This window comes from Achromobacter sp. ES-001 (assembly GCF_019448355.1).
Taxonomy (GTDB): Bacteria; Pseudomonadota; Gammaproteobacteria; order Burkholderiales; family Burkholderiaceae_B; genus Achromobacter; species Achromobacter spanius_B.
The window spans coordinates 1,167,823-1,189,373 of record NZ_CP079940.1; the positions used below are offsets into that span (position 1 = coordinate 1,167,823).

Below are 21,551 nucleotides of genomic sequence, written 5' to 3' on the forward strand. Positions count from 1 at the left end.
GAACATGACCATCATCCAGCAGGTTTGCGCGGTGCGACCCCCTATCGATGCATCGCTACGCAAGCTGATCGCCGCGCGCCGTCCGGGCTATAGCCTGGACGCCGACTTCTATCTGAGTCCGGCCGTGTACGACATGGACATGGAAGCCATCTTCGGCCGGCACTGGCTGTTCGTGGCGGTTGAGCCCGACATCCCCGAGCCCGGCGATTACCTCGCCGTCGACATCGGCCGGCAGTCCGTGGTGCTGGTGCGCGACGACGACGGGCAGGTGCGCGGCTATCACAACGTCTGCCGGCATCGCGGCGCGCGCCTGTGCGTGACGCCGCAGGGTTCGGTCGGCAATCTGGTCTGTTCCTACCACCAGTGGACCTACACCTTGAACGGCAAGCTGGCCTACGCGGAACACATGGGCGAAGACTTCGACAAAAGCCTCTACAGCCTGAAGCCTGTCCGCGTGGAAACCTTGAGCGGCCTGATCTTTGTCTGCCTGAGCCCGGACGCGCCCGACGACTTCGCGATGATGCGCGCGCAGGTGGAACCTTATCTGCGGCCCCATCAATTGCGCGAAACCAAGGTCGCCGCGCAGATCGATATCGTCGAAGACTGCAACTGGAAGCTCACGATGGAGAACAACCGCGAGTGCTACCACTGCGCCGTCAACCATCCCGAACTGACCGTCTCGCTGTTTGAGTTTGGCTACGGCTACCAGCCCTCGCTGTCCAACGCCGCGCAAATGGATCAGTTCGAGCAAATGTCGGCCGCGCGTTGCCGCGAATGGGAAGCCGCCGGCCTGCCCAGCGCCGAGCGCGAAGCGCTGGACAGCTGCGTGACGGGCTATCGGGTGCGGCGCCTTCCGCTGGATCTGGCCGGCGAGTCGCAGACGCTGGACGGCAACGCGGCCTCGAACAAGCTGTTGGGAACCCTGACGCGCCGCGACCTGGGCGGCTTGTCGCTGTGGACGCAGCCCAACGCGTGGTTCCACTTCATGAGCGACCACATCGTCGCGTTCTCGGCGCTGCCGCTGGGGCCGGAAAAGACCCTGGTGCGCACGCGCTGGCTGGTGCACAAGGACGCGGTGGAAAACGTGGATTACGACGTCCAGAACCTGACGGCAGTGTGGCGGGCTACCAATGCACAGGACCGTGCGCTGGTCGAGATCTCGCAGCAGGGTGTGCGCAGCCCCGCGTACCAGCCCGGGCCGTATTCGCCGTTTACCGAAAGCCTGGTCGACAAGTTCTGCAACTGGTATGTCGGCCGCCTGGCGGCCCATTATCTGGATTAAGAGACCGCCATGCCGCACGCGCTTTTACGTATTCATCAGCCGGAATTCTGGCAGCGGCTGCCTTCCCCGTGGGACTGCGACATCGAAGAAACCCTGCTGTGCTGCCAAGTTCGGCAAGAGACCGCCGACGTCAAGAGCTTCTATTTCCGCTCGCGCGCGGGCCATGCGTTTCAGTTTTCGCCGGGGCAGTTTTTGACGTTTGAGCTGGATATCGACGGCGAACGCCTGAACCGTTGCTACACGATATCGTCGCCGCCGACGCGGCCGCATACCCTGTCCATCACCGTCAAGCGCGTGCCGGGCGGCAAGGCGTCGAACTGGCTGCATGACTGCCTGGAGGTGGGCGACCCGTTGCGCGTGCTGGGTCCGGCGGGCGTGTTTTCGTCCGCCTTGCATCCGGCCGAGCGATATCTGTTCCTGTCGGCCGGGTCGGGCATTACGCCGTTGATGTCCATGGCGCGCACCCATCGCGACCTTTGCGACGACCGCGACACGGTATTCGTGCATAGCGCCCGCACGCCCGACGACATCATCTTCGGCCGCGAAATTGCGCTGTTTGCCGCCAGCCAGCGCCACTTTCGCGCGCACTTCATCTGCGAAAGCCTGGGCGAGCACACCGGATGGCACGGCTTGACCGGCCGCTTGAGCCTGCCCTTGCTGGAATTGATTGCGCCTGATTTCCGCCAGCGCGAGATCTTCGTCTGCGGCCCCGCGCCGTATATGCAGGCGGTAAGCCAGATGCTGCGCACGGTGGGTTTCGACATGGCGCGTCATCACGAAGAGAGCTTCTCGTTTGAAACGCTGTCTGATGCGGCGACGGCGCGCAATGAGGCGTCGCCGCCGAACCCGCCCAGGGCCGCCGATGCCGCCACAGATACCGCCACAGATGCCGCTACAGATGCCGCCACAGATACCGCCACGGACACCACCACCTATAGCATCCGCTTCCAGCAAAGCGACCGCACCATTGCCTGCGCGGCCGACCAGCCGTTGCTGGAGGCCGCGCGCGCTGCCGGATTGCGGATGGCGGCTTCCTGCACCCAGGGCTTGTGCGGCACGTGCAAGGTGCGGCTGCTGGAAGGCAACGTCAACATGCAGCACCAGGGCGGTATCCGGCAACGCGAAATCGATCAGGGCATGGTGTTGCTATGCTGCAGCCGGCCGTTAAGCAATTTGCTCATCGACAAATGAAGAGGGGGCCAATACCCATGCCTATGCACGCAGCGTCCGCGCGCATTGCCGACCCGTCCTGGCCGGTGCTTGAGGCGCCCGCCGTCGAGCCCGGCCAGGTGCATTTCGGCTTTTTGCTGCTGCCGAATTTTTCGATGATCGCGTTTTCGGGCGCGGTGGAAGTCCTGCGCATGGCCAACTACGTCAGCCGCCGCGAACTCTACCGCTGGTCGGTCATGACGCTGGATGGCGCGGCGGTGCAAGCCAGCAACCGGCTGCCAATCCGGCCCTTGCCCTCACGGGGGCTGGTGGACGACTGGGATGCGCTGATCGTCTGCGGCGGCCTCCAGGTGCAGGAGCAGGTGACTGAACCCGTCATCAAAGTGCTTCACAGCGCCGCCCGCCAAGGCGTGGCGCTGGGCGGCATCTGCACCGGCAGCTACGCGCTGGTCAAGGCCGGCCTGATGACCGGGTATCGCTGCGCCATGCACTGGGAAAACCTGTATGCCGTGCGCGAAGAGTTTCCCGCTGTCGAGCTGACCGAAGAACTCTTCGTCATCGACCGTGACCGCATGACCAGTTCCGGCGGCACCGCGCCGATCGATCTGATGCTGGGCATCACCGCCGAACGCTTCGGACCCGAGCTGGCGCAGGGCGTGTCCGAACAGTTCATGCTGGAACGGATCCGCCTGCCGTCGGAACGGCAGCACATTCCGATGGTGGCCCGCGTGGGATTCAACCGCCAGGAACTGCTGAACGTCGCGCAGCTGATGGAGGAGCATATCGAAGACCCGCTGTCGTTCAGGCAGATCGCCGTCCAGATCGGGCTGTCGCAACGCCAGCTGCAACGCATGTTCAAGTACTACCTGGGCATGTCGCCCATGCGCTATTACCTGTGGTTGCGCTTGCTGCGCGCGCGCGAACTGCTGCTTCAGACCCACATGACCATCATGGGCGTGACCGTGGCCTGCGGGTTTCAGTCGCCTTGCCATTTCAGCAAGGCGTACCGCGCCCGCTTCGGGCGTTCGCCCAGCAGCGAGCGCAGGCAGGCGCTGGATTAGCCCGGGCTCAGGCGGACAGCATCGCGTGCGGGTCGATCACGAATTTCTTCGGGGCGCCCGCGTCAAACGCCGCATAGCCGTCCGGCGCGGCGTCCAGCGTGATGACCTGCACGCCCACGACTTCCGCGATGTTGATGCGGTCCCACAAGATGGCCTGCATCAGCGCGCGGTTGTATTTCAGCACCGGCGTTTGGCCCGTGTGAAAGCTATGCGCCTTGGCCCAGCCCAGGCCGAAGCGCACTGACAGGCTGCCGCGGCGCGCGGCGGGATCGTGGGCGCCGGGGTCGTCGGTAACGTACAGCCCGGGAATGCCGATGCGGCCCGCCACCCGGGTCACGTCCATCAGCGCGTTCAACACGGCGGCCGGCGCTTCCGCCTGCGACCCGGTCGAGCCATGCCCGCGCGCTTCAAAGCCGACGGCGTCGATGGCGCAATCCACTTCCGGGGTGCCCAGCAGCGTGGCGATCTGCACGCCCAGCGGCGCGTCCAACGACAGGTCCGCCGTTTCGAAGCCGACCTTGCGCGCGTGTTGCAGCCGCTGGCGATTCATGTCGCCCACGATGACCACCGCCGCGCCCAATAGCCGCGCGGACGCGGCGGCGGCCATGCCGACCGGGCCGGCGCCGGCCACGTATACCGTGCTGCCCGGGCCTACGCCCGCGCTGACGGCACCGTGGAAACCGGTGGGCAGGATGTCCGACAGGCAAGTCAGGTCGCGGATCTTGGCCATGGCCTGATCGCGGTCCGGAAACCGCAGCAGGTTGAAATCGGCATACGGCACCATGACGAACTCGGCCTGTCCGCCGATCCAGTCGCCCATGTCCACATACCCATAGGCGCCGCCCGCGCGCGCCGGGTTGACGGTCAGGCAAACGCCGGTGTCCTGTTCCTTGCACGTGCGGCAGCGTCCGCACGCCACGTTGAAGGGAACCGACACCAGGTCGCCCACCGCCAGCGTTTCCACGTCGCGGCCCACTTCAATGACTTCTCCGGTGATCTCGTGGCCCAGCACCAGGCCCGTTTGCGCGGTCGTGCGGCCGCGCACCATGTGCTGGTCCGAGCCGCAGATGTTGGTGGAGACCACCTTCAGGATGACGCCGTGTTCGATCTTGCGTCCCCGCGGGTCCTCCAGTTTGGGAAAGCTGATCGACTGCACTTCGACCCGCCCGTCGCCCACGTACACCACGCCTCTGTTCGCTGCCATGACTGCGTCTCCCTGCCGGCCGGGCCGGATCAATGCGGGCCGGTGCCCGCTACCGCCAGATTTTGGCAAGCCGCAATGCCGTCAACCTTGACGCGCGCGACATGAAGCAGCCGGTATGCGCCAGCGGGCGCCTGGGCGGCGGGCTTGTCGGGATCAGGCAAGTTCATGGCCGACGCGGCACGTCACGGCCGGCGCCTTCAGAGAAGAATGGATCACCGTCTAGGAGCCACGATGAGCCGCTATTCCCTGTTCAGCCTGATCCGCAATGGCTTTTCAAACCACGAACGCTGGCCGCGCGCCTGGCGCAGCCCGGACCCCCGGCCCGCCTACGACATCGTGGTGGTCGGCGGCGGGGGCCATGGGCTGGCCACGGCGTACTACCTGGCCAAGGAGCACGGGCTAAAGAACATCGCCGTGCTTGAAAAGGGCTGGGTGGGCGGCGGCAATACCGCGCGCAACACCACGATCGTGCGATCCAACTACCTGTGGGATGAATCGTCCCAGCTGTATGAAAAATCGATGCAGCTGTGGGAAGGGCTGTCGCAGGAGCTCAACTACAACGTCATGTTCAGCCAGCGCGGCGTGATGAACCTGGCGCACACGCTGCAAGACGTGCGCGATACGCAGCGGCGTATCACTGCCAACCGCTACAACGGCATCGACGGAGAATGGCTGACCCCCGCGCAGGTCAAGGAAATTGTTCCCGCCATCAACCTGGACTGCCGTTACCCCGTGCTGGGCGCGTCGTTCCAGCGGCGCGGCGGCGTGGCGCGGCACGACGCGGTGGCGTGGGGGTACGCGCGCGCGGCGGACCGGCTGGGCGTGGACATCATTGAAAACTGCGCGGTCACGGGGATACGTCGCGAAGACGGTCAGGTGCGCGGCGTGGAGACGGCGCGCGGCTTCATCCAGGCGGGCAAGGTTGCCGTCGTGGCCGCGGGCCATTCCAGCGTGATCGCCGACATGGCGGGCCTGCGGCTGCCCTTGGAAAGCCATCCGCTGCAAGCGCTGGTGTCCGAGCCGCTCAAGCCCGTGCTGGACACCGTCGTGATGTCCAACGCGGTGCACGCGTATATCAGCCAGTCGGACAAGGGCGATCTCGTGATCGGCGCGGGCATCGACCAGTACGTGGGCTATGGGCAGCGCGGCAGCTTCCACCTGATCGAAAGCACCTTGCAGGCGATCGTCGAGATGTTCCCGGCATTCAGCCGCGTGCGCATGAACCGCCAGTGGGGCGGCATCGTGGACGTGTCGCCCGACGCCTGCCCCATCATTTCAACGACGCCCATCAAGGGGCTGTACTTCAACTGCGGCTGGGGCACGGGCGGCTTCAAGGCCACTCCGGGGTCGGGATGGGTCTTTGCCTACACGGTGGCCAACAACGCGCCGCATCGGCTGAACGCCCCGTTTTCGCTGGACCGCTTCCATACCGGCCACTTGATCGACGAACACGGCGCGGCCGCCGTCGCGCACTGATTGCGGAGCTTACCCATGCTGATGCTGACTTGTCCCTACTGCGGCCCGCGCGCCGAAACGGAATTCACCTGCGGCGGCGAGGCCGACATCGTCCGGCCCCTGGATTGCGATGCCCTGACCGACGCGCAATGGGCCGACTACGCATTCATGCGGCGCAACGAACGTGGCCGTGCCCGCGAGCAATGGCAGCACGCCCACGGTTGCCGCCGCTGGTTCCTGGCGGAACGCGATACGGTCAGCCACGAATTTCATGGCTTCCACACTTTCGAGCACGCGGCCGGAGAACGCAAATGACGCAACCCCATCGGCTGGCGCACGGCGGACGCGTCGACACGGCGACGTCCATCGAATTCACCTTCAATGGCCGCACTCTTTACGGCTGCCAGGGCGATACGCTGGCGTCCGCGCTGCTGGCCAACGGCGAGCATTTCGTGGGGCGCAGCTTCAAATACCACCGCCCGCGCGGCGTCATGACGGCGGGCGTCGAAGAGCCCAACGCGCTGGTGCAACTGGAAGACGGCGGGCATACCGTGCCCAACCCGGCCGCCACGACAATTGAACTGTATGAAGGCCTGCGCGCCACCAGCGTCAACGCCGCGCCCGACCTTGAGCGCGACCGCATGGCCATCCTGCAACGGGTGGGGCGCTTTATTCCGGCGGGCTTCTACTACAAGACGTTCATGTGGCCCAGGCGCTGGTGGCCTCGCTACGAACGCTTTATCCGCCAGGCGGGCGGGCTGGGGCGTGCACCGGCGCAGCCCGACCCGGACCACTACGACAAGCGCTACGCCCATTGCGATGTCCTGGTGGTGGGAGGCGGGCCTGCCGGCCTGGCCGCGGCGATGGCGGCGGGCATGGCGGGCGCGCGCGTGATCCTCGTCGACAACCAGTCCGAACTGGGCGGCGGCCTGCTGTCCAGTCCCGCGCTGATCAATGGCGCGGCCAACAACGACTGGATCCGTCAGACGCATGCCGCGCTGCAAGGCATGAGCGATGTGCGCATCTTGTCGCGCAGCACGGCGTTCGGCTATCACGACCAGAACCTGGTGACGGTGTGCGAGCAGCTTAGCGACCATCTCCCCGTCACGGGGCGTCGCGGGGTGCGTCAACGGCTATGGAAGATTCGCGCCAAGCAGGTCGTGCTGGCCACCGGTGCGCACGAACGGCCGTTGCTGTTCGGCAATAACGACTTGCCCGGCATCATGCTGGCATCGGCGGTGTCGACCTATGTGCGGCGCTACGCCGTGCTGCCCGGGCGGCGCGTGGTGCTCTACACCAACAACGACGGCGCGTATCGCACGGCGCTGGACTTGCGCGAGCAGGGCGCCAACGTGACCGTGGTGGACCCCCGGCCGCCAGGGCGAGGGGCCTTGCCCGACGCCGTGCGCAGCGCCGGCATCGAGGTGCGCAATGAATCAGTGGTGTTGCAGGCGCGCGGCGGGCGGCACGTGAAGGGCGTGGTCCTGGCCTCTTACGTGGGCGCGCAAGCCGGGCCGGCCACTGCCCGGCTGGCTTGCGATCTGGTCGCCGTGTCCGGCGGCTGGAACCCGGCGTTGCACCTGCATGCACAGTCGGGCGGGCAGACGCGCTGGGACGATGCCCATGCCTGCTTTGTGCCGATGGGCTCGCAACAGGCGCAGGCCAGCGCCGGCGCGGCCAACGGAGAGTTCTCGCTGGCACTGGCGCTGGAAGGCGGGGCAAAGGCGGGCAGCCGGGCAGCGATGCTGGCGGGCCTGAACCCGGCGGGCGCGCTTGCCTGGCGCACCGCCGACATCGCGCAAGATCCGTTGATGCCGCTGTGGCAGGTGGCCGGTCGTGTGCGTCCCAGCCGGGGCGCCAAGCAATTCGTGGACTACCAGAATGATGTCACGGTGGCCGACATCCACCTGGCCGTGCGCGAAGGCTATCACTCGGTCGAGCACGTGAAGCGCTATACCGCCATGGGCTTTGGCACCGACCAGGGCAAGCTGGGTAACATCAACGGCGCGGCCGTCCTGGCCGACGCGCTGGGCAAGACCATTGCGCAAACCGGCACGACCACCTATCGGCCAAACTACACGCCCGTGGCGTTCGGCGCGCTGGCCGGGCGCGAGCTGGGCGATTTCTTCGACCCCATCCGCAAGACCAGCGTGCACGAATGGCACGTGTCGCGGGGTGCGGTTTTTGAAGACGTCGGCAACTGGAAGCGCCCCTGGTACTTTCCGTTGCCCGGCGAGAGCATGCAGGCCGCGGTGGCGCGCGAATGCCTGGCCGTGCGCAACGGCGTTGGCATGCTGGATGCGTCCACGCTGGGCAAGATCGACATCCAGGGTCCGGATGCGGCAACGTTGCTGAACTGGGTCTACACCAACCTGTGGAGCAAGCTTGAAGTGGGCAAGGGCCGTTATGGCCTGATGCTGGACGAGAACGGCATGGTGTTCGACGACGGTGTCACGATGCGCCTGGGCGAGCAACACTATCTGATGAGCACCACCACCGGCGGCGCCGCCCGCGTGCTGGCATGGATGGAACGGTGGCTGCAAACCGAATGGCCGCATCTGGATGTGCACCTGACCACCGTCACGGACCATTTCGCCACCTTCGCCGTGGCGGGGCCGCTGGCGCGCAAGGTCTTGCAGAGCGTCTGCCCCGACATCGACTTTTCAAACGCGGCATTCCCGTTCATGAGTTTTCGTGACGGCTCGGTTGCCGGTGCCGGCTGGTCCAGCCCCGCGCGCATCATGCGCATCAGCTTTTCGGGCGAACTGTCGTACGAAGTCAACGTGCCCGCAAACCTGGGGCAGCGCGTCTGGAATGCGTTGATGGAGGCCGGCCACGAGCACGGCATCACGCCCTACGGCACCGAAACCATGCACGTGTTGCGCGCCGAAAAGGGCTACATCATCGTGGGCCAGGACACGGACGGCTCCATGACGCCGCAGGACCTGGGCATGGGCGGCATGGTTGCCAAGTCTAAGGACTGCCTGGGCAAGCGTTCGCTGTCACGCACCCACACGGCCGGCGCACAGCGTAAGCAATTCGTCGGTCTGCTGGCGCGCGATCCGGCGGTTGTGCTGCCCGAGGGCAGCCAGATCATGCACCGTGCAAGCCGTGCGCCCATCGTGCCCATGATCGGCCACGTCACGTCCAGCTACATGAGCCCGACGTTGAACCGATCGATTGCGCTGGGGTGGGTGCAGGACGGGCAAGAACGAATGGGGCAGCTGGTGGAAGTGGCGCTGCCCACGGGCGGCTTCATGCCCGCCACCATACACAGCACGGTTTTCTACGATCCCGAAGGAGGGCGCCAGCATGTGGACTGAAACCTATCAGGAGTCGCCCTTGAAGGGCCTCAAACCCGTGCAGGCACCCGCGCAAACGAGCGACACCAAGCGCTTGCGCATCGTCGAAAGGCCATTTCTGGATCTGGCCGTGCTGCGCGGCAATGCACGGTCGCCCGGCTTTACCGACGCGCTTGAACGTGCCCTGGGAGCCGCGCCGCCGCTGGCGCCCAACACGGTCGTCCAAGGTCGTCTGCATCTGGTGGCGTGGATGGGGCCGGATGAATGGTGGGTGCAGTCGCTGGCGCCGGCGCGGCCAGCGCTTGAAGGCGCGCTGCGTCCGGCATTGGCCGGGCTATCGGCAACGGTGGTGGATGTCAGCAGCGGCTATACGGTGCTGCAATTGCTGGGCGACTCCGCGCGCGATGTGCTGGAAAAGGGTTGCCCCCTGGATTTGCATCCGCGCGTCTTCGGCCCGGGGCAATGCGCGCAAAGCCACTATTTCAAGGCGGGTGTGATGGTGCGCGCGCTGGAGGCGCGCGGCGTGGAAGTGGTGGTGCGCCGCAGCTTCGCGGACTATGCCGGCCGCATGCTGCTGGACGCGGCGCGCGAATTCATGTCGCCCAACCAGCGTATCGAGCGCGCATGAAAAAGGGCCCAGGGGGCCCTTTTTTTCAACTACCAGGGCCCGAAGGCCCTTTTTTGATTTGCAGCAGGCAAAAACCCAATGCTGCCAATCTGAATGTGGAGCGGGAGACGAGTCTCGAACTCGCGACCTCAACCTTGGCAAGGTTGCGCTCTACCAACTGAGCTACTCCCGCAATGTACTGCTACCGCTTTATCGCTACCGCTTCACTGCTGCGTTTTACCGCTATCGCCATGCGTTGCCATCCGCGTCTTGATGTCGTTTTCTGGCAAGCGAGGCGGAAGTATACCTAATTTTTTGAAAAATGCACGCCGGCCGTGGATCCTGATGCCGCTGTGCGTACCCGCGCCGGTTTAAAGGACGCCGGCGCGGCCTGCTTGCGCGGCGCGCGGCGCCAGGCCATGCGCGACAAGGTGTCGTCGCGGGCGATGAAGTGGTGGGCAAGCGCCGCCACAATGTGCAGCCCCAGCAGGCCGTACAGCCCCCACGTCAGCATGTCGTGCATCCACACCGTGGTAACCACCAGCGCCGGATCGGCGGCGACCAAGCGCGGAAACTCCAGGTTGGTAAAGGGCACCGGCACGGCCAGGCCCTTGGCGTTGACCACGACCCAGCCCACCATGCACGACGCAAAAATGAACGCATAGATGAACAGGTGCACCGCGTGGGCGCAGGCATCCTGCATGCTGAAGTCAGCGCCGGCGGCGCGGCGGCGCGAGATACGCACGACCGTGCGCACCATCGTGACGGCAAGCAGCGCCATGCCGCAGCCGATGTGCACGATCATTACCGAGCGCATCGACACGCCCGTCTGCGCGGTCAGCACGTGGCGTAATTCGCCGGCAAGAATCAGGATGCCCATCAGGCTGACACTGAGCCAATGCAAGGCGATTTGCGAGGTGGAGTAGGCCTGTGTGGCCAGGGCGGCGGGGGGGGAATGCATGGTCTTCCTTCTAGCGGTGTCGGCCGGCTCCGCGTGCGGCGGGGCTTGGCCAAGAGGCGAGATTGAAGCGCCGCCACCCCCTGCCGCGCCATCTTCCTCAACACTTCCTGAAGGCCAAAAGCCCCTCCGCCCGGCCCCTTTAGGCTCTCTTTAGAAACGTTGTTGGCCCATCGCCCGCATGGAAATATGCCGGCCTGCGTAGAGATTTTTCCGCCTTTGATGCGCCCGGCCACACCGGCGCTCGGATCGGCATCGTTGCTCACGATGCCCGCCTCTGCCCCCCCTCGCACTTCACTCCAGATTGCCGCCGCGCGGTAATCGCTCATTCAGAAAAAGTGGACTCATGAAGACTCTTACCTTCCGACGCCGTCTTGGCCTGCAACAAGGTTTCACCTTGCTGGAATTGCTGGTCGTGCTGCTGATCATTGCGTTGCTGGCCGGATACGTCGGCCCCAAGTTGTTCTCCCAGGTCGACCGCGCCAAGGTGCGCGCCACGCAGGCGCAGATGAAGACGCTGGGCGATGCCTTGACCCAATACCGCCTGGACGTGGGCAGCTATCCCACCACCGAGCAAGGCCTGGAATCGCTGGTCAAGGCCCCGCAGGGCGCACCCAACTGGCACGGCCCGTACCTGGCCAAGGATGTGCCGGCCGATGCGTGGGGCCGTCCCTACGTGCTGAACGTGCCCGGGCGCAGCTCGGACGCAGAAGTGGTTTCTTTCGGCGAGGAAGGCCGGGCGGGAGGCAGCGGTGAACTGGTCTACGGCCTCTAAGTGGGTGGCGGCCGGGCTCGTCGGGATGACGTTCTCGGCGGCCGCCGCCGCCAGCTGCTGGCAGGAATCGGGCGACCGCCACGGCGTGGACCCCTTGCTGCTGTTTGCGATTGCGAAGGTGGAGTCGTCACTGAACCCTCGCGCCATCAACAACAACACCAACGGTACCCAGGACGTCGGCCTGATGCAGATCAACAGCATCCATCTGCCGGCCCTGGCCAAGCGGGGCATCACGCGCCAGCGTTTGCTGGACGAGCCCTGTCTGTCAATTGATGCCGGCGCCGAAATCCTGGCCGGCTTCATCAAACGCTATGGCTACACCTGGCGCGCGGTCGGTGCGTACAACGCCGGCGGCGCCGCCAACCGCGAAGCGGCGCGCAAGCGCTACGTGAATCGCGTGTGGCAACACTATCTGCAACTGACCCAGGCGCGCGACGCCCGTTATCGCCAGTCCCAACACGCGGAGCGTTGATATGAACGAGTTCAGGATCCGCTTGCTCAAGCAGGGCACGTTGCGCGTGCACACCGTGCGCGCCTCCAGCGAAGGCGAGGCCCGCGCGCAGTTGAGCGATGCCGACGGCATGGTTCTGGACATTCAACGTTCGGCCGTGCGTCGCGGCATCAAGGCGCGCGGCAAGAAGACATTTTCGCTGGGCCTGTTGCTGCAAGAGCTGTCCACGTTGCTGGACGCCGGGCTGGCGTTGATCGAAGCGCTGGAGGCGTTAAGCGACAAGGCAGGCAAGGGCAACAAGGCGCTGCAATCGTCGCTGAGCCAGCTGTTGCGCTTGTTGTACCAGGGCCAGCCGCTATCGAAGGCGATGCAGGCGCAACCCCTGGTGTATCCGGCGCTGCTGGTGGCCACGGTGGCATCCGCCGAAGGCAGTGGCCAATTGCCGGTGGTGCTGCGGCGCTACCAGTACTACGAAACGCGGATCGAGAACATCCGCAAGAAGGTGGTGGGCGCGCTGGTGTATCCGCTGGTCGTGATCGCAGTGGGCTTTGGCATCTTGCTGTTCATGCTGTTTTTCGTGGTGCCGCGCTTTGCCATCGTGTTTGAAAGCATGCGGACCTTGCCGGCAACGGCCGAGGCCATGTTGTGGTGGGCGCGCCTGGTCAAGTCCGACGGCCAATGGCTGGGCGCGGGCATAGGCGGCAGCCTGCTCTTTGCTGCCTTGGCGCTGCGCACGCAGCGGGTCAAGGCGGCGTTGATGAATCTGTTCTGGCGCCTGCCCAAGCTGCGCGATGTGGGCAACCTGTTTGTGCTGGCGCGGTTTTATCGCACCGTTGGCCTGTTGATCGAAGGCGGCACGCCCGCATTGCAGGCATTCGAGCTGGCTGAACGCATCCTGCCGCCCGCCTACGGCGAACGGCTGGACCTGGCGTTGCAGGAGCTGCGCGCCGGCCGCAGCGTGTCGGAAACGCTGGCGCGCCACGGCTTGACCACGGCAGTGGCCGAACGGCTGCTGCGCGTAGGCGAACAAAGCGGCGATCTGGGCGGCATGTGCGAACGCATCGCCCAATTTCATGACGGCACGCTGGACCACGCCATCGAAGTCTTTGGAAAGGTGTTCGAGCCGCTGCTGATGCTGGTGGTCGGAGGGCTGGTCGGCACCATCGTCATCTTGCTGTACATGCCCATCTTCGAGATGGCCGGGAGTTTGGGATGAACGCAATGAACCAAGTTGAAATCAGTCAGGAGAAGGTCGCAATGGAAACCAAACCCGTCGCCGACGAGGCATGGTGGTTGTGGCGCGAGCGCGCCGCGGAACTGAGCCTGTCCCTGGCCGATTACCTGGACGAGGAACTGGCGCGGTGCCCGCAGCTGCTGCCCGTGCTGGCGCAAGCGCTGGGCATGGAGCCGCTAAGCGCGCAGCAATGCCGCCAGGCCACTCCGCGCTTTGACGTGCTGCCGCTGGCCGACGCCATGGCCTGCCGCGTGGCGCCTTTGCAGGTTGATGGCGAATTGCTGCTGGCGATGGCCGCGCCTTTCTCTCGCGATGCGCGCCTGAAGTTGCAGGCGATGCTGTCCGGCCGCGCATTGCGCTTTGCCGTGTGCCCGACCGGCGCGGTGGACGCGTGGCTCAAGCAGGCCGAGGCCACGGAACGCGTGCTGGACGGCGTTGCCGTCGACATGGCGGACGACTCGTTGGCCAAGGCGGTCGAATCGATTTCGCTGGCCTCGCTGGCCAAGGACGAAAGCCCGGTAATCCGCCTGGTCAACATGACGCTGTATGACGGCTTGCAAAGCCGTGCCAGCGACATCCATCTGGAGTCGGACGAGGAGGGGCTGTTGATTCGCTATCGCATCGACGGCGTGATGCTGCGCATCCGCCAAGTGCCGGGGCAGGTGACCGCCAACCAGGTGATGTCGCGCCTGAAGGTGCTGTCCAGCCTGGACATCGCGGAAAAGCGCGTGCCGCAGGATGGCCGCTTCAAAGTGGTGCTGCAAGGGCGCGAGGTGGATTTCCGCGTGTCGATCATGCCGGGCAATCACGGCGAGAACGCCGTGCTGCGTCTGTTGGACCGATCGCAGCGGGGCGACAAGCTGAGCCTGGACACCTTGGGCTTTCCGGCCGAAACGGCCCGCCGCATTCGTGTGCTGGCGCAGCTGCCCTATGGTCTGACGCTGATTACCGGCCCCACGGGTAGCGGCAAGTCCACCACCTTGTATGGCGCACTGTCCGAGCTGAACAGCGGCGACGAAAAGCTGATCACCATCGAAGATCCGGTGGAATACGAAATGGCCGGCATCTTGCAGATTCCGGTGAACGAGAAAAAGGGCCTGACCTTCGCGCGCGGCCTGCGGTCCATCCTGCGCCACGATCCGGACACGATCCTGGTCGGTGAAATCCGCGACGCCGAGACCGCGGCCATCGCCGTGCAGTCCGCGCTGACCGGCCACCGCGTGTTGTCGTCCGTGCACGCCAACGACGCGTTCAGCGTGATTGACCGCTTTTTGTACATGGACGTCGAACCCGCCACGTTCCTGGAATCGCTGAACGGCGTGGTCTCGCAGCGTCTGGTGCGGCGCCTGTGTCCGCATTGCGCGCCCGCGGGCGAAGCGCGCGCGGGCCCTGGCTGTGAGGCCTGCCGTCACACGGGCTTTCTGGGCCGCATCGCGTTGGCCGAAGTCCTGCGCCTGGATAGCCGCATGAAGACCGCGCTGCTGGACCGCTCGCCCGAGCGCCGCCAGGAAGCCCTGGCGCAATGCCCCGACTATCAATCGATGCGCGACGCCGCCCATGAAGCGGTGGCCCATGGTCTGACCACGTATCAGGAGGTTTGCCGTGCCGTCGCTATGGAATGATCACGCCGTTCTGATCGATGCCGAACACGTCAGCCTGTTGTCCACGACAACGGCCGTGCACGAGCGGCTGAAGATCGTCCATGACGGCCAGCCCGCCGAAGCCGTGTCCGCCTTGCTGGCAAGCCGCCCCTCAGTGCGCCCGCGCTGGCGCAACCGCGTGCGCATCTGGCTGGGTTATCCCTGGGTGCACACGGTGTTGCTGCCGTGGCAACCGGGCTTGCCCGGTGGCGATACGCACTGGTGCGGCTATGCCCAGGCGCTGCTGCGCGAGCGCGGCATCGCGATACCGACCCGCGTGCGCCTGGGGCCGGCCAGCCATGGGCAGGCTCGCCTGGCCGTCGCGGCCGACGCCGTGATGCTGGACGCCCTGGAAGCCCAGCTGCGCGAACAGAAGTGGACGGTGGCGGCCTGCCACGATCTGCTGTCGTCGGCCTTGCATCGCTTTCAACGCGCCGTGCGGACGGACGGCGCCTGCCTGGTCCTGGCGGAAGCCGGCGCGGTGACGTGCCTGTGGCCGTCGGCGCAGGGGTGGGAAGACATGATCACCTTGCAGTTGTCGCCGGGCCAATCCCACGCGTCCGCCGTTGCCTCGGCGCAGGCGCTGTGCGACCGGCCGGTCATGCCGCAATGCGCGTGGACGTCCACCTTGGTATCCCCGGACGTCGCGCTGCCCGAAGACGCGCGCTGGCTGGGCTTTCCCCATGCCATGTTGGGAGGACGGACATGCCCGGGTTGAAGATGAACAAGCTCAATTTCACCAAGCGCGGGGCGACGCAACCGTTTGCCGCCATCGTGGTGCTGCTGTTGCTGTGCGTCGGCCTCTTGAGCGCCTGGCGTCAATGGGACCTGTGGGCGCTGCGGGTCGAGGTCACGCGCTTTGAAAGCCAGCTGGTCGAACGCCGCATGCAACAGGAACGCGAGCAGCGACGGGCGCTTGCGCAGTCGCCGGAAGAAAAGAAGGTGGACGCGCTGGTGTCCGCGCAAAGTGCCGAGGACCGGTTGCGGCCCGTGCTGCTGCGCGCCATCGAACAGGCCTGGAGCCCCCGCGTGGCCGTCATGAACCTGAAGATCGAAGGCGCCGGCAAGACCGTGCAGCTGGAACTGATGGCGGTGGACCTGACCGAGATATTCGCCTTTGCCGGGCGCGTGAACGCCGGGGAAGGCATCCGGGCAACCGTGATGCGCCATGGCATCAAGTCGGGTGACCCCAACCTGGCCACGATGGCCACCGTGCGGGTGGAGCTGCGATGAAGTCCTTTGCTGAAATTCGTCGCCGCCTGGCCGCGCTGCGCCAGGGCAACGGCGGTTCCCCGCTGCGTTGGCATGCTCAATGTTGGGCCGAACGCTTCGGGCGCGGCGGGCTGTTGGCCCTGGCCGCCTTGCTGGTCTTGATCGTGCATTGCGTCGTGGTGCTGTGGCCGGAAAAGGGCACGCTGCAAATGCGGGCGCTGGAACTGAACGCCGAGCTGCATGCCTGCCAACCCCACGTTGCGCCACCCGGCAATGACATGGACGAACTGCGCGTGCAACTGCGCCTGGACCCCGACCAGCGCAAGCTGGCCGTGATGGAACAGTTGGTGCGTTCGGGCCTGCTGCTGGTCGACATCCAGTATCAGGGCGAAGACACCATCCAGGGCCGCTTGCGCCGCACGTCGGTGGATGTGACGGCGGTGGGTTCGTACCAGGACCTGAGCGCGGGTCTGCGCAAGTTGACCGAAGAGCCGCTGTTGCGCCTGGAGTCCTTGTCCTTGGACAGGCAGAAACCGGAAAACATGCTGGTGAACGTAAAGATGCGCCTGAGCATGCTGGGGGTGGTGTGATGAAGCGATGGATGACCGCGGTAATCACCGCCCTGGTGCCGGCCGCCACGTGGGCCGAGACCACGCAAGAGGTGGATCTGTTCCCCTCGCAAAGCTGGACGTCGCTGCTGGATCGCGGCAGCGAACCTGCCCAGGACGCCGCCGCGCAGGCCAACGCCGCGCCGACCGACACTCCGGCCCTGGACGACACCATGCCCACCGCGCCCGAAGGCGTTGGCGCGACCGCGGCACCGGCCTTTACGGCCATCGGTGAATGGTCCGACATCGGGCGCCGCATCGTGGTGCTGGCGCATCAAGGGGAAACCTATCTGATCTGCCAGCGCTGCGATATGGACGGCGCGGTGCGGCCGGGCGGCAACGTGACGCCGCACTACCGCCTAAAGGCGCTGGAAGCGAAACGCGCCGTGCTGTTGGACCCGCAGGGCAAGGAACTGCATGTGGACCTGGCGCCGCTGGCGCAATGAGCATGGCGCTCATCGAAACGAAAAAATTCTTTTGGGAATGGCAAGACATCATGATTGCAAAACCTGTCGTAATAGCCGCATTCTTCACCCTGTTGCTGGGCGGATGCGCGGCCCCGGAATCACTGAAACGCGCACTGGGCGGCGACGCGCCGACCACAGCTGAACGCCTGGCCGCCGGCCGCGCGAAGCTGGACAAGAACCCCAACGATATCGAAGCGGGCAAGGACGTGGCGCGCGATGGCGTGACGTTGACCCGCGAGATCCTGCAACGTGTGCGCGTCAAGATGGACGCGGGCGATGACGAGGCCGCGCTGCAGGACGTGCTGGAGCTGCTGACGATCAACCCTGGCAATATGCGCGCCCAGCAGCTCAAAACGCAGCTGGAACAACGTGTGCACCTGAACGCCGAGCTGGCCGAAGCGGTGAGGCTGCAATTCGACCACCCGCGCGAGGCCCTGTACAAGGTCAATCGAATCTTGCAGGAGCAGCCTGGCTTTCCGTCAGCCGAAGCGCTGCGCGCCCAACTGCAACGCCGCGACGTCGGCCGCCAATCGGTCAAGCCCCGGCTGGCCGACGCGCTGCGCAAGCCCGTGACGCTGAACTTCAAGGCGCAACCCATCGTGCAGATCCTGGACACGATTTCGTTGGCGGCCGGCGTGGACTTCGTGCTGGACCCGGACGTGCAGACGACCATGCCGGCCAGCATCATGGCCCGGCAGACCACCGCCGAAGACGCGATCAACCTGTTGCTGCGGACCAATCAGTTGGAAAAGAAGGTGCTGGATGCGCACACCCTGCTGATCTATCCGTCGCGCCCGGACAAGGACAAGGAGTATCGCGAGCTGATGGTGCGCGTGTTCTACCTGAACCATGCCGATGCCACGCACGTGCTGGCGGCATTGCGGCAAATCAGCGCGCCCAAGAACGTGCACCTGGACGAACGCGCCAATGCCGTGCTGGTGCGCGACACGCCTGAAGTGATGGCGGTGGTGGAACGCGTGGTGGCGGCGCTGGACATCGCGCAGTCGGAAGTGACGATGGATGTGCAGGTGCTGGAGGTGAACGCCAGCGACGAACTTGAAGTGGGCGTGGACTACCCCAGCGACCTGCGGTTTTCCGTGCTGCCCCAAGGTGAAAACGGCCGCATCACGGTGGGCGACCTGCTGGGCCTGAACCAGGGCAAGATCGGGGTGACCAGCCGCAATGATCTGTCGGCGGCGCTGAACCTGCTGCAAAAGCGCGGCAAGACCAAGGTGCTGGCGAATCCCAAGATCCGTGTTCGCAACATGGAAAAGGCCAGCATCAAGATCGGTGAAAAGGTGCCGGTCGTGACCACCACCAACGCCAATGGCGTGGTGACGGAATCCGTCAACTATCAGGACGTGGGCCTGATCCTGCAAGTGGAACCCCGTATCAGCCTGAGCAATGAGGTCAGCGTGCGCGTCAGCATGGAAGTCAGCAACCTGAAGGGCGAGGTCAAAACGGCTGGCGGCGGCGTCGTCTACCCGATGAGCACGCGCAATGCGGAAACCGTGATGACGGCGCGTGATGGCGAAACGCAGGTGCTGGCCGGCCTGGTCAACCAACAGCAGACGCGCAGCAGCAGCGGTGTGCCCGGACTGAGCGTGATGGGCTGGCTGGGCAGCTTGTTCGGCGGCCAGAAGAAGACGGACCAGAACACGGAAATCGTGTTGCTGTTGACGCCGCATATCGAACGTTCGATGGCCTTGCCGTCGGCTGCCGACAGCTACTTCCCGTCGGGCACCGAGTCGCGCGTCACCGTCATGCCGATGACCACCCAGGCGCCCGCCGCCCCGGAAGCCGCGGCGACGGGCGGCGACGCCCCGGCGCTGGACGCGGTGCTGGCCAAGCCGCCGTTCTAAGGACGCGACATGCGCAAGCAATCGGGTTTCACGCTGATCGAAATGATGGCGGCCATGACCTTGCTGGCCCTGCTGCTGAGCGTTGCGCTGCCGTTCTCGGCGCTGGTCAAGCAACGCGCACAGGAGCGCGAGCTACGGCAAAGCCTGCACACGCTGCGCAACGCCATCGACGCGTATTACCAGGCCAGCCGCGAGGGCAAGGTGGACAAGCCGCTGGACCGCAGCGGTTATCCGCCGGACCTGGAATCCCTGGTCAAGGGCGTGCAGAACAAGACGGACCCCAACGGCGGCATGTTGTATTTCCTGCGCCGCCTGCCCAAGGACCCGATGTGTGAAAACTGTGAGAACCGCTCGGCGGCCGACACCTGGGATACCCGAAGCTATGACAGTTCGGTCGATGCGTTTTCATCGGGACGTGACGTGTTCGATGTGCGTTCAAAAAGTCAAAGAAGGGGCCTCAATGGCGTTCCGTACAAAGAATGGTAGGCGCGGCTGTGCCGGCTTTACGCTGATTGAGCTGATGGCGGTCATGGCTATCATCGGCGCGTTGATGTCGCTGGTGGCGCCGTCGTTTTTCAAAAGCAACGACCGCGCGCGCGAAACGGTGTTGCGTCACAACCTGCAATCGATCCGTCACGCTATCGACGATTACCGCGCCGACCATGGCAACAATCCCGATTCGCTGGATGTGCTTGTGGCCGACAAATACCTGCGCGAGCTTCCCATGGACCCGGTGACGGGTAAACGCGACAGCTGGTTGCCGCAGAACGGGGATGCGCCGGGCGTGAACGATGTAATCAGCGGCGCGACCGGCAGGGGGCTGGATGGGTTGGACTATGCGCGGTGGTGATCGCGGTGCGTTGTCGCGCCGTCAGGCGGGCTTCGGCTATCTGACGGTGCTGATGCTGGTAATGGCGGTGGCCACGGGGCTGACGGCGGTGGTGCAGCCCTGGTCGATGCAAAAGCTGCGCGACCAGGAGGCCGAGCTGCTTTTCGTCGGCCAGCAATATCAACGAGCGCTGGCGTCGTATTACCTGTCCGGCACCGCGCCGGCCTATCCCAAAACCATGGAGGCCTTGCTCAAGGACGACCGCGTGTCGTTTACGCGCAGGCACCTGCGCCGGCTGTACGCTGACCCGATAACAGGCAGCACGGAATGGGGCATCGTCAAATCTCCCGACGGCGGCATCATGGGGGTATATAGCCTGTCGGAAAAAAAGCCCATCAAGCAGGATGATTTTGATGCCGAGTTGGGCGATATGTCAGGAAAATCCAGTTATCAGGATTGGAAGTTTGTATTTATGGGCGTTAATCAACACATCACTCATTAAAAAGATAAATGCGTCCAGGAATTTTCTTGATAATCCGCGGTCTCTCCGGTGGGGAGCCCGAGAAAATATCCGCATATTCAGCCCTGGTTGTCATATCTTGACATTTGGCTTTCCCACTTTGGCTTTGAGAAATTTCTTATTGTTGTGACTATCCCTGCATGAAATCATTCTGTCGGGGTATCAATTGTGATTGCCGTAATAATAAAAATCTTCGGGAATTGCGCTTACATAAGAGTTGACTCAATGATCGTCGCCATTCTTGAAGATTCGCCCACTCAGGTCGAGTGGGTCACCAAACTGCTGCAAAGCCACGGCCACCAGGCCTTCTCGCGTCGCGATGGCGACGGCTTCATCGCGCTGCTGCAACAACAGCGCGTGGACGTCGTTCTGCTTGACTGGGAAGTGCCTGGCGCATCGGGTCTTGCGGTACTGAAGTGGGCGCGATGCAACCTGGCGCCCAACATGCCCATCCTGATGCTGACGCAGCGCGATGACGAGGAAAGCATCGTGCAGGCGCTGAACATGGGCGCCGACGACTACCTGCAAAAGCCGGTGCGCGAGCGTGAGTTGCTGGCCCGCATGGGCGCACAGCTGCGCAAATCCCAGCGCGGCGAAGCCACCGCGTCGCAGTTCCAGGTGGGCCATTTTGCGTTCAACCTGGAAGCCAAGACGTTGACCGTGGACGGGCGCCCCGTCAGTTTGCCCACGCGGGAATTCGATCTGGCCACGATGCTGTTCCGCAGCCCCGGCCGCATCATCACCAAAGACGCGTTGTGCCAGCACATCTGGGGCACCGTTGACCGCAAGTACGACGCCAGCCTGGCAACCTATGTCAGCAACCTGCGTTCGTCATTGGGCCTGCGCTCGCGCAACGGCTATGTGATCGCTACCGTGTACAACTACGGCTACCGCCTCGAACGCATGTATTAAGC

The 21,551-nt window shown here is 64.8% G+C and carries 23 protein-coding genes and 1 tRNA gene; 20 read left to right on the top strand and 4 right to left on the bottom strand.

All coding sequences use genetic code 11. The features are described 5' to 3' along the window. The first annotated feature begins 4 nt into the window (after positions 1-4). Genes KYT87_RS05195 through KYT87_RS05205 form a run of 3 tightly spaced genes read left to right on the top strand, consistent with a single transcriptional unit; the run spans position 5 to position 3,513 of the window. On the top strand, positions 5-1,282 hold the full coding sequence (locus tag KYT87_RS05195) for an aromatic ring-hydroxylating dioxygenase subunit alpha (RefSeq protein WP_219991781.1): 1,278 nt from the start codon (positions 5-7) through the stop codon (positions 1,280-1,282). A gap of 9 nt (positions 1,283-1,291) precedes the next feature. Beyond that, positions 1,292-2,473: a hybrid-cluster NAD(P)-dependent oxidoreductase gene (locus KYT87_RS05200; protein WP_219991782.1), complete on the top strand. Its 1,182-nt coding sequence runs from the start codon at positions 1,292-1,294 to the stop codon at positions 2,471-2,473. 17 nt (positions 2,474-2,490) lie between these two features. After that, on the top strand, positions 2,491-3,513 hold the full coding sequence (locus KYT87_RS05205; protein WP_255593922.1) for a GlxA family transcriptional regulator: 1,023 nt from the start codon (positions 2,491-2,493) through the stop codon (positions 3,511-3,513). Positions 3,514-3,520: 7 nt separating this feature from the next. On the opposite strand, the gene fdhA is transcribed toward KYT87_RS05205, so the two are convergent. After that, positions 3,521-4,717, bottom strand: coding sequence for a formaldehyde dehydrogenase, glutathione-independent (fdhA, locus tag KYT87_RS05210; protein ID WP_219991783.1), 1,197 nt, complete (start codon positions 4,715-4,717; stop codon positions 3,521-3,523). A gap of 29 nt (positions 4,718-4,746) precedes the next feature. Beyond that, on the bottom strand, positions 4,747-4,884 hold the full coding sequence (locus KYT87_RS05215) for a hypothetical protein (protein WP_185975337.1): 138 nt from the start codon (positions 4,882-4,884) through the stop codon (positions 4,747-4,749). A gap of 64 nt (positions 4,885-4,948) precedes the next feature. Here KYT87_RS05215 and KYT87_RS05220 point away from each other — a divergent pair, with 64 nt between their 5' ends. The 4 genes from KYT87_RS05220 to KYT87_RS05235 are packed head-to-tail and all read left to right on the top strand — an operon-like array spanning position 4,949 to position 10,102. After that, positions 4,949-6,193: a sarcosine oxidase subunit beta family protein gene (locus tag KYT87_RS05220; protein WP_046803451.1), complete on the top strand. Its 1,245-nt coding sequence runs from the start codon at positions 4,949-4,951 to the stop codon at positions 6,191-6,193. A gap of 15 nt (positions 6,194-6,208) precedes the next feature. Further along, the gene (locus tag KYT87_RS05225) at positions 6,209-6,487 is read left to right on the top strand and encodes a sarcosine oxidase subunit delta (RefSeq protein WP_046803450.1); all 279 of its coding nucleotides are present in this window, start codon (positions 6,209-6,211) and stop codon (positions 6,485-6,487) included. Further along, positions 6,484-9,495: a sarcosine oxidase subunit alpha family protein gene (locus KYT87_RS05230; protein ID WP_219991784.1), complete on the top strand. Its 3,012-nt coding sequence runs from the start codon at positions 6,484-6,486 to the stop codon at positions 9,493-9,495. Before KYT87_RS05225 ends, KYT87_RS05230 begins: the two co-directional genes overlap by 4 nt. Continuing rightward, positions 9,485-10,102: a sarcosine oxidase subunit gamma gene (locus tag KYT87_RS05235; protein WP_046803448.1), complete on the top strand. Its 618-nt coding sequence runs from the start codon at positions 9,485-9,487 to the stop codon at positions 10,100-10,102. Before KYT87_RS05230 ends, KYT87_RS05235 begins: the two co-directional genes overlap by 11 nt. A 96-nt stretch (positions 10,103-10,198) precedes the next feature. On the opposite strand, the gene KYT87_RS05240 is transcribed toward KYT87_RS05235, so the two are convergent. Next, positions 10,199-10,274: transfer RNA gene (locus tag KYT87_RS05240), tRNA-Gly, on the bottom strand. A 114-nt stretch (positions 10,275-10,388) separates the two neighbouring features. Next, positions 10,389-11,042 carry a cytochrome b gene (locus tag KYT87_RS05245; RefSeq protein ID WP_219991785.1) on the bottom strand — a complete coding sequence of 218 codons (654 nt, stop codon included), beginning with the start codon at positions 11,040-11,042 and terminating at the stop codon, positions 10,389-10,391. Between the two features lie 343 nt (positions 11,043-11,385). Here KYT87_RS05245 and gspG point away from each other — a divergent pair, with 343 nt between their 5' ends. From gspG to KYT87_RS05310, 13 genes are all read left to right on the top strand, one after another. Next, complete coding sequence (gene gspG, locus KYT87_RS05250; RefSeq protein ID WP_046803437.1) at positions 11,386-11,814, top strand: type II secretion system major pseudopilin GspG; 429 nt, start codon at positions 11,386-11,388, stop codon at positions 11,812-11,814. Positions 11,815-11,839: 25 nt separating this feature from the next. Continuing rightward, the gene (locus KYT87_RS05255) at positions 11,840-12,286 is read left to right on the top strand and encodes a lytic transglycosylase domain-containing protein (protein WP_046803436.1); all 447 of its coding nucleotides are present in this window, start codon (positions 11,840-11,842) and stop codon (positions 12,284-12,286) included. A gap of 1 nt (position 12,287) precedes the next feature. Then, a complete protein-coding gene (locus tag KYT87_RS05260) occupies positions 12,288-13,481 on the top strand; it encodes a type II secretion system F family protein (protein ID WP_046803435.1) in 1,194 nt (397 codons plus the stop codon). Between the two features lie 41 nt (positions 13,482-13,522). Beyond that, complete coding sequence (locus KYT87_RS05265; RefSeq protein ID WP_255593933.1) at positions 13,523-15,121, top strand: GspE/PulE family protein; 1,599 nt, start codon at positions 13,523-13,525, stop codon at positions 15,119-15,121. Then, positions 15,102-15,857, top strand: a complete 756-nt coding sequence (locus KYT87_RS05270; protein WP_046803434.1) for a hypothetical protein — start codon at positions 15,102-15,104, stop codon at positions 15,855-15,857. Before KYT87_RS05265 ends, KYT87_RS05270 begins: the two co-directional genes overlap by 20 nt. Further along, the gene (locus tag KYT87_RS05275; RefSeq protein WP_162941158.1) at positions 15,845-16,372 is read left to right on the top strand and encodes a hypothetical protein; all 528 of its coding nucleotides are present in this window, start codon (positions 15,845-15,847) and stop codon (positions 16,370-16,372) included. Before KYT87_RS05270 ends, KYT87_RS05275 begins: the two co-directional genes overlap by 13 nt. Beyond that, entirely contained in the window at positions 16,369-16,941 is a 573-nt protein-coding gene (locus KYT87_RS05280) for a hypothetical protein (protein WP_046803432.1), read from the top strand. The genes KYT87_RS05275 and KYT87_RS05280 overlap by 4 nt, the downstream gene beginning before the upstream one ends. 11 nt (positions 16,942-16,952) lie before the next feature. Then, positions 16,953-17,405 (top strand): hypothetical protein, encoded by a 453-nt coding sequence (locus tag KYT87_RS05285; RefSeq protein ID WP_189371485.1) that lies wholly within the window; start codon positions 16,953-16,955, stop codon positions 17,403-17,405. A 50-nt stretch (positions 17,406-17,455) separates the two neighbouring features. Beyond that, positions 17,456-19,288 (top strand): type II secretion system protein GspD, encoded by a 1,833-nt coding sequence (locus KYT87_RS05290; RefSeq protein ID WP_189371487.1) that lies wholly within the window; start codon positions 17,456-17,458, stop codon positions 19,286-19,288. 9 nt (positions 19,289-19,297) lie between these two features. Beyond that, positions 19,298-19,774, top strand: a complete 477-nt coding sequence (locus KYT87_RS05295; protein WP_104143582.1) for a type II secretion system protein — start codon at positions 19,298-19,300, stop codon at positions 19,772-19,774. Further along, positions 19,749-20,138, top strand: coding sequence for a type II secretion system protein (locus tag KYT87_RS05300; RefSeq protein WP_046803429.1), 390 nt, complete (start codon positions 19,749-19,751; stop codon positions 20,136-20,138). The genes KYT87_RS05295 and KYT87_RS05300 overlap by 26 nt, the downstream gene beginning before the upstream one ends. After that, positions 20,125-20,619 carry a type II secretion system protein gene (locus KYT87_RS05305; RefSeq protein ID WP_219991787.1) on the top strand — a complete coding sequence of 165 codons (495 nt, stop codon included), beginning with the start codon at positions 20,125-20,127 and terminating at the stop codon, positions 20,617-20,619. Before KYT87_RS05300 ends, KYT87_RS05305 begins: the two co-directional genes overlap by 14 nt. Positions 20,620-20,862: 243 nt before the next feature. Then, positions 20,863-21,549, top strand: a complete 687-nt coding sequence (locus KYT87_RS05310; protein ID WP_046803427.1) for a response regulator transcription factor — start codon at positions 20,863-20,865, stop codon at positions 21,547-21,549. The last annotated feature ends 2 nt before the right edge of the window (positions 21,550-21,551 follow it).